Source organism: Aminobacter sp. MSH1, from assembly GCF_003071665.1.
GTDB lineage: Bacteria > Pseudomonadota > Alphaproteobacteria > Rhizobiales > Rhizobiaceae > Aminobacter > Aminobacter niigataensis.
The window spans coordinates 4949747-4962364 of sequence record NZ_CP026265.1 but is presented as its reverse complement, the minus strand read 5'-3'; the positions used below and the strand labels follow the sequence as shown (position 1 = coordinate 4962364).

The 12618-nt window shown below is 58.7% G+C and carries 21 protein-coding genes; 20 read left to right on the top strand and 1 reads right to left on the bottom strand.

The window, feature by feature from the left end; all coding sequences use genetic code 11:
• Positions 1-26: 26 nt before the first annotated feature.
• Complete coding sequence (locus tag CO731_RS28865; RefSeq protein ID WP_159091710.1) at positions 27-284, bottom strand: hypothetical protein; 258 nt, start codon at positions 282-284, stop codon at positions 27-29.
• A 76-nt stretch (positions 285-360) separates the two neighbouring features.
• Between CO731_RS28865 and CO731_RS28860 the strand changes: the two genes are divergently transcribed.
• The 20 genes from CO731_RS28860 to CO731_RS24370 all read left to right on the top strand — a co-directional run bounded on the left by CO731_RS28860 (position 361) and on the right by CO731_RS24370 (position 12613).
• Positions 361-522, top strand: coding sequence for a hypothetical protein (locus CO731_RS28860; protein WP_159091709.1), 162 nt, complete (start codon positions 361-363; stop codon positions 520-522).
• 134 nt (positions 523-656) lie between these two features.
• The gene (locus tag CO731_RS24455; RefSeq protein WP_108679474.1) at positions 657-1064 is read left to right on the top strand and encodes a hypothetical protein; all 408 of its coding nucleotides are present in this window, start codon (positions 657-659) and stop codon (positions 1062-1064) included.
• Positions 1065-1548: 484 nt separating this feature from the next.
• Positions 1549-1971: a hypothetical protein gene (locus CO731_RS24445; protein ID WP_159091708.1), complete on the top strand. Its 423-nt coding sequence runs from the start codon at positions 1549-1551 to the stop codon at positions 1969-1971.
• Positions 1968-2270 (top strand): hypothetical protein, encoded by a 303-nt coding sequence (locus CO731_RS24440; RefSeq protein ID WP_108609223.1) that lies wholly within the window; start codon positions 1968-1970, stop codon positions 2268-2270. Before CO731_RS24445 ends, CO731_RS24440 begins: the two co-directional genes overlap by 4 nt.
• Before the next feature lie 13 nt (positions 2271-2283).
• The gene (locus CO731_RS24435) at positions 2284-2571 is read left to right on the top strand and encodes a hypothetical protein (protein ID WP_108609222.1); all 288 of its coding nucleotides are present in this window, start codon (positions 2284-2286) and stop codon (positions 2569-2571) included.
• Positions 2572-2575: 4 nt separating this feature from the next.
• Positions 2576-3352 carry a site-specific DNA-methyltransferase gene (locus CO731_RS24430; protein WP_108609221.1) on the top strand — a complete coding sequence of 259 codons (777 nt, stop codon included), beginning with the start codon at positions 2576-2578 and terminating at the stop codon, positions 3350-3352.
• Positions 3349-3669, top strand: coding sequence for a DUF1064 domain-containing protein (locus CO731_RS24425; RefSeq protein WP_108609220.1), 321 nt, complete (start codon positions 3349-3351; stop codon positions 3667-3669). Before CO731_RS24430 ends, CO731_RS24425 begins: the two co-directional genes overlap by 4 nt.
• A complete protein-coding gene (locus tag CO731_RS28855; protein ID WP_159091707.1) occupies positions 3666-4052 on the top strand; it encodes a hypothetical protein in 387 nt (128 codons plus the stop codon). The genes CO731_RS24425 and CO731_RS28855 overlap by 4 nt, the downstream gene beginning before the upstream one ends.
• A 4-nt stretch (positions 4053-4056) precedes the next feature.
• Positions 4057-4785, top strand: coding sequence for a helix-turn-helix domain-containing protein (locus CO731_RS24420; protein ID WP_159091706.1), 729 nt, complete (start codon positions 4057-4059; stop codon positions 4783-4785).
• Positions 4782-4967 carry a hypothetical protein gene (locus tag CO731_RS24415; protein WP_108609218.1) on the top strand — a complete coding sequence of 62 codons (186 nt, stop codon included), beginning with the start codon at positions 4782-4784 and terminating at the stop codon, positions 4965-4967. The genes CO731_RS24420 and CO731_RS24415 overlap by 4 nt, the downstream gene beginning before the upstream one ends.
• Positions 4968-5456, top strand: a complete 489-nt coding sequence (locus CO731_RS24410; RefSeq protein ID WP_108609217.1) for a hypothetical protein — start codon at positions 4968-4970, stop codon at positions 5454-5456.
• 267 nt (positions 5457-5723) lie between these two features.
• Positions 5724-5915 (top strand): hypothetical protein, encoded by a 192-nt coding sequence (locus tag CO731_RS24405; RefSeq protein WP_108679472.1) that lies wholly within the window; start codon positions 5724-5726, stop codon positions 5913-5915.
• Positions 5915-6133 (top strand): hypothetical protein, encoded by a 219-nt coding sequence (locus CO731_RS24400; RefSeq protein WP_108609216.1) that lies wholly within the window; start codon positions 5915-5917, stop codon positions 6131-6133. Before CO731_RS24405 ends, CO731_RS24400 begins: the two co-directional genes overlap by 1 nt.
• Positions 6134-6331: 198 nt before the next feature.
• Positions 6332-6580: a hypothetical protein gene (locus CO731_RS28850; RefSeq protein ID WP_159091705.1), complete on the top strand. Its 249-nt coding sequence runs from the start codon at positions 6332-6334 to the stop codon at positions 6578-6580.
• A complete protein-coding gene (locus CO731_RS24395) occupies positions 6522-7880 on the top strand; it encodes a phage terminase large subunit (RefSeq protein ID WP_108609215.1) in 1359 nt (452 codons plus the stop codon). The genes CO731_RS28850 and CO731_RS24395 overlap by 59 nt, the downstream gene beginning before the upstream one ends.
• A gap of 11 nt (positions 7881-7891) precedes the next feature.
• On the top strand, positions 7892-8098 hold the full coding sequence (locus CO731_RS24390) for a hypothetical protein (RefSeq protein ID WP_159091704.1): 207 nt from the start codon (positions 7892-7894) through the stop codon (positions 8096-8098).
• Complete coding sequence (locus CO731_RS24385; RefSeq protein ID WP_108609213.1) at positions 8091-10094, top strand: portal protein; 2004 nt, start codon at positions 8091-8093, stop codon at positions 10092-10094. Before CO731_RS24390 ends, CO731_RS24385 begins: the two co-directional genes overlap by 8 nt.
• Positions 10095-10152: 58 nt before the next feature.
• The gene (locus CO731_RS24380; protein WP_108609212.1) at positions 10153-11016 is read left to right on the top strand and encodes a hypothetical protein; all 864 of its coding nucleotides are present in this window, start codon (positions 10153-10155) and stop codon (positions 11014-11016) included.
• A 72-nt stretch (positions 11017-11088) separates the two neighbouring features.
• Positions 11089-12333: a P22 phage major capsid protein family protein gene (locus CO731_RS24375; RefSeq protein WP_108609211.1), complete on the top strand. Its 1245-nt coding sequence runs from the start codon at positions 11089-11091 to the stop codon at positions 12331-12333.
• 61 nt (positions 12334-12394) lie between these two features.
• On the top strand, positions 12395-12613 hold the full coding sequence (locus CO731_RS24370; RefSeq protein ID WP_108609210.1) for a hypothetical protein: 219 nt from the start codon (positions 12395-12397) through the stop codon (positions 12611-12613).
• The last annotated feature ends 5 nt before the right edge of the window (positions 12614-12618 follow it).

The window sequence follows — 12618 nt, the reverse complement described above, 5'->3', positions numbered from 1 at the left end:
AAATCCCAGACGAGGCCCGCTCTCCGCTAGTCTACGCCCCAATCTGCGCCAAATGTTCTGACGACGGACAGAACGGTCAGCCCGCAAAGGCGTTGCTTAGCTGGTGCCGTCGCAACATCGCCACAGGCCAGACCGCTCGCATTGCGCATTGCCATGCTGCCGCCCTTGCCTGGAACGCCGCCTTCCGAGGCGAAAAGCGGGATCACCTCGCGCCCGGCAAAATGAAGCAAATCCGCATTCTCGGAACTCCCTTTGCTGAGGCGCGGGACTGATGCTGCGAGCATTGCTCACCTACTGCGTTGGAACGTCTCTTGTCTTCGGAGCGGTGGGCTTATTCGTCCTTTTGGTAGAGGGGCTCCAATGACCGAATGGGCAAGCACAATCCTGGCTCTCGTCATTGGCGGGGTTCTCGGCCTCATCATGGGCGCAGGGATATCCGGCGACATCACCAAGAACCGCATCAAGGCAGGCGCATTCGAGTTCAACGGCATCGCATACAAGGTCGAGAGGCTGAACCAATGATCAGTGACTGGCCTCGGATACTCGGTAGGGCTGACGCCGACATTGAACGCGACCGATTGGTACAGAACGGCATCGTGCGCTGCACTGCAATGCTCTCCCCCAAGCCTGCAAAGTCAAAGAAGGTGAGGGCGTAGATGGAACCCGGTCAAACATTCGAAGTTGATTGCCCCTTCGTCCGCGATCCCTACAGGGAACAGGACGAGGATGGTGTTATTACCACGCTGACGTGGAAGCCTGGGGTCATTTGGGAAATGGTCGGCCCTGAAGATGCGCGCGCCCGCGCTCACGGCGTTGGTCGGGTTCGGTATACGGTCGTTAGTGTCCATAATCTTCCGCGCCCCTATCCGGCTCGGGTCTTCTTTCTGCGCAAATGGATCTCGCCAGAAGGCAGAGAATTCGGCGCAAACAAACTCCACGTGATGACGCGAGACGCGTTTCGCCGTCGCTGCCACTCGTATCAGCCCGCTGGGGCAGACCAATGGACCGAGCTGGTCGTCGAAGACATGAGCGCCGACGAGCGTGAGAAGGCGCTCGGCCAATGACCTTCTCATTTCGAAATCACCGGGAGCGTGGAGTTTTCGAACTCAGCGCGATCTGTATGGGAGGCGTCTTCCCGGTTAGGGCGCGTGGCTGCCTCTCTCCTCATGAAACTGAAACGCAACCGAAGTCTCTGAACCAAGTCCACGCGTCTGCCCCCATCTCCCCCGTGCCCTTCCTCCCGGCACGGCAACTGGCTGCGAGCTTGAGGCAACAGGTTTTGCGTCTGCTTCGCTCGCAGCCCTTTTCTTCCATTGTCATTTGCATGCGGGAACTGGCGTCGGTTCTTCTCCTCCGACTGTCCCAGTCCCCGCGTTCCGGCCATGGGCCGAATGAATTTCTCGGGGCTTTCTTGAAGGCACCCCGCAGCCTTACCCGTCCGCGCTTCCAGCTTCGCCAAAAGTTTCCGCGCGGCCCGCTCGTCACTTTCCGTCCACTCCCTGTGCTCGTTCTTGTTCATGACAAGAAACGTATCAACGGGGTCCAAAAATGTCAGACAAAAGAGTTTCCGAAAACGGAAAAAGAATTTCCGAGGACGCCATGAATAACGCAGCTTTAACCGAGGCGGCCAAATGGGCCGGGGAGCTAATGGATGCCGAATGGAAGGGGCGAAGGGACAAGGAAAATCTTGTTCGATACCGCCTTGCCAAGAGCATAGGCGTTTCAGAGAGCTATCTTTTCAGGCTCCAATACAAGACTCGTGAAATGACCGATGTGCGCGGTTCGGTTTATCGCGCCCTCCTGCTTGCTCGCCATGCCTACGGCCTCGCCGTGTCGGTCGGTGATGCTGCTTACGAAAAAGAAAAGGCACTGGCTCATGCGCGTGGTTCGAAAATTGTTGGCCTGGCCGATAAAATTGTTGGCGTGGCTGATGCTGTGGCTGGACCGGAAAATAAGAGGTCTGTGAGATGACCCGCCCCCGCACCAAGGACAAGGTAATAGCCTATCACCGCAGCCATCCAACGGCGACGGCGGTTCAGGCAGCGGCCGCACTACAGCTTGAGGTCAACTACGTCCGCAATGTCGGGCATCGTGAAGGCTTCGCGTTCCAAGACGGTCGCGGGTCGGTCGTCTACGTTCCCAAGACCATTTCCAAGCGGCTTGACGGTCCAGCCTTGGAACGCGGGCTGACGGTCAATGAGCTTTCCAACAAGCTGCTTTCGATCATCGCCATGGATGGGCTGGTCGGCGCAATCCTGGATGAATCTTAACCGGAGAAGTCAGATGGACATGAAATACACGGGCATCGGAAGGGCTGTCGGGCAGGATTTGCCGCCAGCATCATGCTTCACACGGCTGGATGAAAGCATCAGCCAATTGAGGAATGTTCGCAATCGCGTGTCTGCTCTCGCGGATATGCTGACTGGCAGTGTCCCTGAGGGGGCAAGCAGCGGCGAGACTAAGGGTTGCGGCGGTGGACGCTTCGACCAGATAGACTTGGCCGCGTCCGACATCAACGAGCTTTGCAGCCAGATCGCCAGCAGTCTCACCCGCATCGAGAACAGGCTGTAGCAACGTGACTTACGACCCCACCGACGACGCCCGCAAGAGCTATGACGCGGCCATAGAGGCCAAGCGTTTGCGCGGCGATACCCATGACTGGGAAGGGCGATCACCCATTAAGCGCGAGGTTGTCATAGGTGATTGTAGGCTAATCTTGGGGGATTGCCTCCCAGTTATGCGTCAACTTCCGAACGTCGCCGCCGTTCTAACCGATCCGCCATATGGCATTGGAATGGATGGTGGGAACGTTGGCTACAAGGGGTTCAATGACTTTGAAAAGAAGGGGTGGGATAAGTCCCCGCCCTCGGAAGAAACGATAAAAGAGATCACCAAGATAGGTGCAAGGTACATCATCTGGGGCGGAAATTACTTCGGCTTGCCACCCGCTCGGTGTTACCTCGTTTGGGATAAGGGAGCCGGGTTTAAGGGCAGATCCTACGCCGAGTCCGAGTTGGCCATGACTAACATGGATTCGAATGCGAGGACGTTCTCTTACGATCCTCTCGCTCGCGGCGACTACAAGGGTAAGCTACACCCGACACAAAAGCCCGTTCAGTTGATGAAATGGTGCATTGGGTTTCTCCCGGCTGACGGGACGATTCTCGACCCCTTCATGGGCAGCGGCTCCACTGGTGTTGCATGCGCTGCGTTGGGTAGGGCTTTCATCGGCATCGAGATCGACGAGGGCTATTTCGACATAGCCTGTGAGCGCATCCGCAAGGCCTACGCACAGCCCGACATGTTCGTTGAAGTACGTGCCCCCGAGCCCAAGCAGGAGGCAATGCTTTGACCAAGTACAACGCCCAGCCCGTTGTCATCGACGGCATCCGCTTTGCCTCCAAACTTGAAGGCCGGTTCTATTCGAACCTCAAGCTGCTGGAGCGCGCTGGCGAGGTCGTGAACGTCGAGCTTCAAAAGCCCTTCATCATCACCATCAAGGGCAAACTGGTCTGCACCTACCGCAGCGACTTCGCATTCTGGGACATGCGAGAGCAGCGCGAGAGGATCGTGGACTGCAAGGGCGTTGATACGCCGGTCTCCAAGCTGAAGCGCAAGCTTGTCGAGGCCCTGCACGGAATAGAGATCGAACTTGTGAGGAAAGCATGAAGAAGGCCCGCCCCACATCAAAGGCAGATGAGACGCCAGAGTTCCTTGCGTTCTGGACCTGCTGGCAGCCGCATATGCACAAGAACGACGGTCGCGGCTCCGCCAGAGATGAGTTCTTCCGGCACGTAGAGGTGCTGCGGGCTGACCCGCAAGACATCGTGGACGGCGCTAGCTGGTTCATCCGTGGCGGCGGGCAGGCTGAATACAAGCTCCACGCGCAAACCTGGCTGAACCGCAGAGCTTACGAAGACGGCGCAGAGAAGGAACGCGAGTTCCGAGCCCGTCAGGAAGAGCGCACAGCCAATGTCGTGCAAATGCCGACACCAAGGCTCCCAGACAATCATTTCAGCCGTCAATGGCAAGAGAAACAGCAGAAGGGTTAGCCCGATGTTGAACCAAGACGAACCAGCGCACCACTACCGGCCCGGCTACAATCCCGAGTTCGTTCGCCGCGTGAATGAACGAAGGCGAGAGGAGAGGGCTAAGGCTGCAATTGCCACCCGTGCCGAGCAGCGGGAGCGTGAACGCAAGGCCGAAGAGGCTGCTGCGCGTGCGCTTGTGGCGGCCACAGGGACGCGTGCGGAGTCGGTGGCCGCAGCCATCACCCAAGACAACGACCGTAGCCCTCTTGAGAGGGCGCTCGCCAAGACGGGCAACGGCAATGCGGCGATAAGGGCGGGGGCTCTTGAGATCGTCAAAATCATGGCTGACGCGTATGGCGTCCTGCCCTCCGATATCACCGGAGCCAGCACCAAGCGTGATATCCTGAAGGTTCGGATTGCGGCCGTTCTCAAGGTTCGGGAGCATTTCCCGAAGATGTCTCTTGTCCAGTTGGGAAAGGTGTTCAACCGCGATCACACATCGATTCTGTACCTGCTGCGCAAGCATGGCGGTTCCGACGTGGCCGATCTCGCGAAGCCCACTCACCGTATGGGTATGCGCATCCCGCACAACACATGGCAGCACCTGTCAGCAATGGCCGAGGAGACGGGCAGGCCGCTTGCGTCGCTTTGCGTGAGCCTCCTCGAAGCGATTGTGGAGGATGAGCTTGCCAATGCCGAGGGTCGTTATCTGCGGACGGTCGCATCTCCCAAGCAAGAGGGCCAGCCCCGATGACCGATCAACCCTATTGCCGAGCCTGCACACACTTCAACGAGGCCAACGGCGAAAAGCGCTGCGGGCATCCCAACACGTACTTCTTCGACCGGATAGACGGCGAGACCCGCCATCCCCTCATAGGCGAGCATGTGACAAGCCTCTGCGACATCTACAATCGGTTTGAGCCGAAAGGGCAGTGAATGAGCAAGGCCGCAGCCAAGCGCCAGATCGAGCCCGGGTACGAAGGCGCTGTTGAGATCAACACGGACGTGCGTGTCACCGCCACTCGCTCAGAGACGCGGGTGCTGCGTTGCCGCCCCGGCACGTTCGAATGGCGCTATGCTCGCTCAAGTAAGGAGAAGGGCCTTTCTGCGCTCTACCATGCCGGCATCCATTATGCCGGGCTGTGGGAGAAGGCCGGCACTGCGTCCGCATCCTCGCCCGATCTACTGTCCGAGGGTGGGGCAGGGTGGAAAGGCCTGCCTGATGGCCGCGTCATGGCGCTGGACGACCTGAAGAAGGCATTCCTCGAACTAGGCCATTTGCCGACCGCCAGGCTGACCGCCTATTGCGTCCATGGCCAGCCGGTATCGGAGATAGCCGTCCGCTTCGGAGTGCCGTCAAGGGACATGGCGGCGGTGCTGCATCTCGATCTGCATGCCTGCGCCATGCACTTCAATTACCTGTGACGAGCTTGAAAATAGCGCTTGACCTTCATGGCAGAAACCTGTAATCGTATTTGTATTGGCGCAAATTGCGTCTACAGGCCCGCCCTAATCCGGTGGGCCTTTTGCATTTCAGATTGCCCGCCCAGCCTCTACAACCCTCCGGGAAGCCTTAGCGCTAGAGAGTGCGTGTGTGCGGGCAATGCCTAGTCTGAGGCTCTGCCTGGATTGATCACCAGAAGCATCCTCACTGGCCCGGGCTACGGCTCGGGTCTCCCATCAGGAGCAGCGATGCCCCGTCAGTATGTTCGCGTCAAAGCCGCCAGCATGGACGAGTTTCCAGACGGCGAGAACTACCTTGCCCGCACGGTCTTCGAAAGCCACGAGCTAATCGACATCGGCATTCTCGACGAGGACGGCAACAAGATCATGGCACATGAGATGATGGACCAGATTGGCTTCATCCGGTGGCAGGAGCGGTGATGAGCTATACGGTCGTTGTTGATGAGCAGGAGCGCATGCGGCAGATGGAAAATCGCCTCAACGCCGTTGCCCGCCACTGCAAGATCGGCAAGGTCCGCTACAAGCACGCGTTGAGCGACTTGGTGGGAGTGGGTATGCCGGCTCGGCCAAAGCGTGAAACGTTCTTCATAGACCCCGGCTTCATCTATCAGCGTAATCAGGCGCGGTTCGTTGCCTGAACCTCGCTCCATCACTGAACTAGCAGAACAAGAAGCTGCCACGTTCAAGGCGCGCCAGGCAGCGTACTTTGGTGAGTGTGCCATCCACCTCATGGCCACATGCATGCCGATAGCAGCGGTCATTCGCTGGCTTCGCACCCAGGCCGACATTCTCGAAGAGTACGAATAACCGGCAACAATCCGAAAGGAACTGCCACAATGGCCGCACGGCTCAACCTGCGCCAGCAGGATCAAACGCGCTCGGCAATCCAGACAAGTCAGCTCGTAAATCGCTTGCAGCAATACGCTTTAGGTGAAATCCCCGAGATTGAGGCTGGCAGACTTCGCGCAATCGAAATCCTCCTGCGCAAGACGCTGCCGGATCTGTCTGCGGTAACGCTGAGTGGGGATGCGGACAACCCCATTGTCACCCGGATCGAACGACACATTGTCCGTCCTTCGGATTGAAACGGCAGAGGTATTTACGCCTCTTCTGGAGCCAGCTCGATATAAGGGTGCCCACGGTGGGCGAGGGTCGGGCAAATCACACTTCTTCGCCGGCCTGCTTGTCGAGGACAGCTTGGCTGAGCCAGGGCTTACCGGCGAGGGGCTTCGCTCGGTTTGTATCCGTGAAGTCCAGAAGGATCTGACACAGTCAGCAAAGCTTCTGATCGAGGACAAGTTGTCCAATTTCAGGCTTGGCGAGGCGGATGGCTTCAAGGTTTTCCGCGATGTGATCGAGACGCCCAAAGACGGCATCATCATATTCAAGGGCATGCAGGACTACACCGCTGAGTCGGTGAAGTCGCTGGAGAAGTTCAAGCGGGCCTGGTGGGAAGAAGCTCAGACCGCCACACAGCACTCGTTGAACCTTCTGCGGCCAACAATCCGCGAGGAAGGATCCGAGATTTGGGCCTCGTGGAACCCTCGGTTCGACGACGACCCAATCGACCAGATTTTGAGGGGCGCCAATCTCCCCACAGGCGCGGCTGTTGTCAGGGCCAATTGGTCAGACAACCCTTGGCTTCCGGGTGTTCTAAACCAGGAGCGGCTGGACTGCCTGCGTGATGCCCCCGAGCAATACGACCATATCTGGGAAGGTGGCTACGTGAGTGTTGTCGAGGGCGCTTACTACGCCCCTTACCTTGCTGCTGCCCAAAGGGAAGGCCGCATTGGTCGTGTAGCGGCAGATCCGCTGATGACCATTCGCCTTCATATGGACATTGGCGGAACAGGAGCCAAAGCGGACGCCTTTGCCATCGTCGCGGACCAGTTCATCGGCAAGGAAATCCGCGTCCTGAACTATTACGAGGCCCAAGGCCAGCCCATAGCCGCGCACCTGAATTGGATGCACGCGCAGGGCTACACACCTGATAGCCGGGTGCAGATCATACTGCCGCATGACGGTGACAGCCACGACAAGGTTTTTGATGTGTCCTACGCCAGCGCGTTCAAGGCTGCTGGCTACGACGTACCTGAGCCAGTCCCAAACCAAGGCAAGGGCGCCGCAATGATGCGAGTGGAGTCTGCGCGCAGGCTGTTCCCAAGCATCTGGTTCAACGAAGCAACGACAGGTTCATTGCGCAAGGCGCTGGGCTGGTATCACGAGAAGCGCGACCAGGTTCGCAAGGTTGGTCTCGGGCCTGATCATGATTGGTCTTCGAACGGCGCCGACGCCTTCGGCCTGATGTGTGTAGCCTACGAAGAACCCCGAGTCAGAGCAAAGCCGAAGCCCGTTCACCACGGCGCGGGCGGATGGATGGGCTGATGCGAGATACCATGAGCGTTCAAATCCATGTTGGGGACGCGACGAAACAGCCACTCTCAATGGAAGACCTGAACGAGCGCTATTGGAACGTCGTGAGTGCCTGCATGCGGTTGGCTCATGAGTGGGATCGCGCCCACCCCAACAAGCGCTACGGGACCTCTATCGGGTTTTCGGACGGCTATCTGCGGGTCGAACTCACTGGATGGGCCGATGAGTGAAGAAACAGACGATCTGCTGCGTGAAGGCCGAGAAGCTTTCCAGCGCGCTTCAGATGTCGAGAATGACAACCGCCAGACAGCGCTAGAGGACATCCGCTTTGCGCGTGCTGGTGAGCAGTGGCCGGCAGACATCATCAAGCAGCGCCAGATTGAAGGGCGCCCATGCCTGACCATCAACAAGCTGCCGGCGTTCATTCGTCAGGTGGTCAACGATGCCCGGCAGAACAAGCCGTCGATCAAGGTTCACCCGGCAGATAGCGGCGCTGACCCAGAGACAGCCGAGGTCATCAACGGCCTCATTCGCAATATCGAATACACGTCGAACGCCGACATTGCCTACGACACCGCCACGGAATGCGCGGTCACTGGTGGCTTTGGCTATCTGCGCATTGGGCTTGATTACGCCTTCGACGACTCGTTCGATATGGATATCCAGATCAAGCGGGTCAGCAACCCGTTCTCGGTCTATGGCGATCCTAACTCAACTGCTGCTGATAGCTCGGATTGGGACACGGCATTCGTTGTCGACCGCCTGAGCAAGTCGCAGTTCGAGGCCCAGTACAAGGGTAAGGCAACCGTAGATTGGGATAGCACAGCTTGGACCGGCCTCAAGGGCACCGACTGGCTTAATGATGACGGTGTCCTCACTGCCGAGTGGTGGCAGCGCGAAGAGAAAGACCGCGTTATCGTCATAACCCAAGACGGCATGGTGTTCGGCAAGGACGAGCTGGAATCCGATCCAGACCTGCAAACCCTGCTGGAGGCGGGTGTTCTCCAGATCCACGGCGAGCGCACGACCAAGACGCATAAGGTCACGCAACGCATCATGTCTGGTGCGGATATTCTCGAAACCAATAATTGGGTGGGCCGCTATATCCCAATTATCCCGGTCTATGGTGATGAGTTCGACATCGAGGGGAAGCGCTACTTCCGTTCGATGATCCACAACGCAATCGACAGCCAGAGGGCGTTCAACTACTGGCGCACGGCTGCAACTGAACTGGTCGCACTTGCTCCCAAGGTGCCATTTATCGGGCCGAAGGGTGCTTTCGATGGTGATATCGACCGCTGGAATACGGCAAACACCAAGAGCCATCCATTCCTTGAGTATGATGGTCAGACACCGCCCCAGCGCCAGCCGCTCGATACGGGCGCAGCAGCCGGCTCGCTCCAAGAGGCCCTGAACGCCTCGGACGACATGAAGGCAATCATCGGCATTTACGATGCTTCGCTCGGTGCCCGTTCGAATGAAACCTCCGGCAGGGCGATCATGGCCCGGCAGCGTGAGGGGGACGTTTCGACGTTCCACTTTATCGACAACATGAGCCGCGCCATTCGCCACACAGGTCGCATCCTGATTGACCTGATCCCCAAGGTCTACACCGGGCCGCGCATTGTCCGCATCATCGGCGAAGACGGCTCGCAGGCGCCCAAGACGATCAACAAGGAAGCCCCGGATACCGACAAGAAGGGCAACCCGCTCACGGACGAGCAGGGCAACCCGCTCATGGCCCTGCATGACCTGACATCGGGCAAATACGACCTGACCGTCTCGACCGGCCCAAGCTTCACCACCCGTCGCGAAGAAGCGGCCATGCAGATGACCGAGATGATCCGGGCATTCCCACAGGCCGCGACAATCATTGGTCCTGAGCTTGCCAAGAACCTTGATTGGCCTGGCGCTGATGAGATTGCCGAAAAGATGGAGGCGATGACCTCCGGGCAGATCCCGCCCGAGCTTCAGAAGAAGATCGAGGAAGGCCAGCAGCAGATTGCCAAGCTGACCGAGGAAAACCAGCAGCTCAAGATGAGCGCGGCCACGGACGAAGCCAAGATCCAGTCGAACGAGCGCATGAAGATGCTCGAAATCCAGAGTGACGAGAAGGTCGCTCTGTTCAAGGCTGACAGTGACGCCAAGGTTGCTGCCTACAAAGCCCAGATAACCGCTCAAGCACAGGCATCCCGGCCTGTCGTGCATTCCAGCCCGCAAGGCTGAATCGTCCGCGCCACGTAACGGCGCACCAAACAGCACCAACCGATGAGGAGTGCGCCATATGGACGGCGAACAGGAATCTATTGCCGAAGTAGAACTGGAAACCCCAGCAATCGAACCGGAAATAGAGGCTGAAGAGCCCGTTAGTCTCGAAGATGGCGAAGAGCCTGAAACCGAGGCAGTCCCCGAAGATGACGACAGCGAGGAATTTGACTGGAACGGTCAAAAGGTGCGCGGTCCCAAGGGGCTCAAGGACGGTGTGCTTATGCATGCCGATTACACCCGCAAGACGCAGGAAACTTCCGCGTTCAAGAAGGAACTGGAGGAGCGCGCATCGCGTCTCGACCAGCAATTCCAGGCGAGCGAGGAATATCTTGACGCCCGCGCCGACCTTCGAACCGTCACGAAGGAACTGGAGCGATTCAAGGACTTTGGTTGGAATGAATATCAGGCCCTCCGCCAGCAGGACATTCTCTCTGCCGACGAAACCTGGAACTACGTTCAGCACCTCAAGAGCCAGAAGAACCAACTGACGGCCACCCTTTCAAAGCACGACGAGTCGCGGAGTTCTGAGGCGCAGCAATCCGTTGCCAAGCGCATGAACGAAACGCAGCAGTTCGCGCAGAGCACTATCAAGGGTTGGACCCCCGAAACCGACAAGCAGGTGATCGACTTCGCACTGTCCAAGGGCGCAACGCCCAAGGACATCACGAAACTCATGAGCCCGCTCGTCTACGAGATGATCTATCTCGCTCGTATCGGGGCACAAGCCCTTAACAAACCAGCCTCCAAACCAACTCCCACCCAGCAGCCGGCACCTTTGAGGGTTGTCGCGGCCAAGGCCAACCCGCCTTCCCGCAAATCCCTCTCGGAGATGTCGATGGAGGAGTACGCCGCTGCCCGCCAGGCAGGGCGCGGAGGCTAAGCCTCACCCTGATTGAACGTCGGATGACGTCCAGTCCCAGCGCGGCCACGAGCCGCCCGATGGAGCACTATCATGGCACAGACCGTGCTTACTGCGGACATCATCGCCAAGGAAGCGGTGATGATCCTCGACAACGAACTCGTCATGGCCAAGAAGGTCTTTCGCGGCTACGAAAACGAGTTCGACAAGAAGGTGAACGGCTTCAAGGTGGGTGAAACCATCTCGATCCGCAAGCCGACCGACTTCACCGTCCGTGACGGCGCTGTCATGCAGACGCAGGAAGTCGTCGAAGGCAAGACCACGATTACCGTGGACAAGCGCAAGGGCGTTGACTTCAAGTTCACGTCGCAGGATCTGACCCTGAAGATCGGCGAGCTCTCCGAGCGCGTCATCAAGCCGGCGATGATCCAGCTTGCCAACCAGATCGATACCGACCTGATGGCGCTGTACAAGACCATCCCGTCTTGGGTCGGAACGCCAACTCCTCCGATCAACTCCTATGCCGATTTCGCAAAAGGCCCGGAGCGGATGGATGAGTACGCCAACCCGACAGATGGCCGCTGTGCCGTTCTGTCGCCGGCTGACCATTGGGGCCTCCTCGGCTCGCAGACTGCTCTCTACATGCAGGATGTGGCCAAGGGCGCCTATCGCAAGGGCTCGCTTGGCGAGATCGGTGGCGTCGACACCTACATGTCGCAGAACGTTCCGACGCATACTGTCGGCGCGGCTGCGACTGCTTCGGCTGTGGCTGATGCGGCTGCCGGTCTGGGCGTCCTGTCGACGACCTACGAAGCGACTAAGGACACGGGCTACATGTACCTGTCCACGGATGGCTGGGATGCTTCGACGCTGAAGGCCGGCGACGTGCTGGAACTCAGCAACGTCTACGCGGTCAACCCTGTCACCAAGGCCACTCTTGCTTTCCGCAAGCAGTTCGTGGTCCTTGAAGACACGGTGACCGCAGCGGGTGATACGGCGATCAAGATTTCGCCTCCGATCATCCCGACTGGTGCATTCCAGAACGTCAGCGCTGTCCCGGTCGATGGCACCACGACCATTGCCAAGATCGGCACTGGTGGCACTGGCTACCGCCAGAACCTGATGTTCCACAAGAACGCCTTCGCGCTGGTCACTGTCCCGCTCATCTCGCCCCCGGGCGCTGTTGACGTGGCTCGCCAGAGCTACAAGGGCACCAACGTTCGCGTGATCCCCGTCTATGACGGTATCAATGACGAAAGCGCATGGCGCCTGGACGTTCTCTACGGCGTCAAGACCATCGACAACCGCCTGGCTCACCGCATCAGCGGCTCGACCTGATCCTGAGGGGCTCCGGCCCCTCTTTTCCTTCCCCAATCCAACCCTTTGAAGGGATACGATCATGGCAATCAAACAGCTTTCCGATGGCGGCACCAGTGGCCTGCTTGTCGGCCAGTCCTCGACCGACAAGATCGGGTTCTACGGCCTCACCACGCCGATTGCGAAGCAGACCTGCACGCTCTCGGCTGCACTGACTGCCGGCACGACCACGCCGGCCAACATCGCGGCTGCCGTGGATGAGCTCCACGCGGCTCTCGCCGAATTGGGCATTATCGCCTGATGCTG

Bases quoted from the DNA above. Each gene is read 5' to 3' on its own strand.
- CO731_RS28855 (WP_159091707.1), top strand. From the start codon at position 3,666: ATGAAGAAGGCCCGCCCCACATCAAAGGCAGATGAGACGCCAGAGTTC.
- CO731_RS24385 (WP_108609213.1), top strand. From the start codon at position 8,091: ATGAGTGAAGAAACAGACGATCTGCTGCGTGAAGGCCGAGAAGCTTTC.
- CO731_RS24395 (WP_108609215.1), top strand. From the start codon at position 6,522: ATGCGGACAACCCCATTGTCACCCGGATCGAACGACACATTGTCCGTC.
- CO731_RS24390 (WP_159091704.1), top strand. From the start codon at position 7,892: ATGAGCGTTCAAATCCATGTTGGGGACGCGACGAAACAGCCACTCTCA.
- CO731_RS24420 (WP_159091706.1), top strand. From the start codon at position 4,057: ATGTTGAACCAAGACGAACCAGCGCACCACTACCGGCCCGGCTACAAT.
- CO731_RS24400 (WP_108609216.1), top strand. From the start codon at position 5,915: ATGAGCTATACGGTCGTTGTTGATGAGCAGGAGCGCATGCGGCAGATG.
- CO731_RS28850 (WP_159091705.1), top strand. From the start codon at position 6,332: ATGGCCGCACGGCTCAACCTGCGCCAGCAGGATCAAACGCGCTCGGCA.
- CO731_RS28865 (WP_159091710.1), bottom strand. From the start codon at position 284: ATGCTCGCAGCATCAGTCCCGCGCCTCAGCAAAGGGAGTTCCGAGAAT.
- CO731_RS24455 (WP_108679474.1), top strand. From the start codon at position 657: ATGGAACCCGGTCAAACATTCGAAGTTGATTGCCCCTTCGTCCGCGAT.
- CO731_RS24375 (WP_108609211.1), top strand. From the start codon at position 11,089: ATGGCACAGACCGTGCTTACTGCGGACATCATCGCCAAGGAAGCGGTG.
- CO731_RS24440 (WP_108609223.1), top strand. From the start codon at position 1,968: ATGACCCGCCCCCGCACCAAGGACAAGGTAATAGCCTATCACCGCAGC.
- CO731_RS24445 (WP_159091708.1), top strand. From the start codon at position 1,549: ATGTCAGACAAAAGAGTTTCCGAAAACGGAAAAAGAATTTCCGAGGAC.
- CO731_RS24410 (WP_108609217.1), top strand. From the start codon at position 4,968: ATGAGCAAGGCCGCAGCCAAGCGCCAGATCGAGCCCGGGTACGAAGGC.
- CO731_RS24415 (WP_108609218.1), top strand. From the start codon at position 4,782: ATGACCGATCAACCCTATTGCCGAGCCTGCACACACTTCAACGAGGCC.
- CO731_RS24370 (WP_108609210.1), top strand. From the start codon at position 12,395: ATGGCAATCAAACAGCTTTCCGATGGCGGCACCAGTGGCCTGCTTGTC.
- CO731_RS24405 (WP_108679472.1), top strand. From the start codon at position 5,724: ATGCCCCGTCAGTATGTTCGCGTCAAAGCCGCCAGCATGGACGAGTTT.
- CO731_RS24435 (WP_108609222.1), top strand. From the start codon at position 2,284: ATGGACATGAAATACACGGGCATCGGAAGGGCTGTCGGGCAGGATTTG.
- CO731_RS24380 (WP_108609212.1), top strand. From the start codon at position 10,153: ATGGACGGCGAACAGGAATCTATTGCCGAAGTAGAACTGGAAACCCCA.
- CO731_RS28860 (WP_159091709.1), top strand. From the start codon at position 361: ATGACCGAATGGGCAAGCACAATCCTGGCTCTCGTCATTGGCGGGGTT.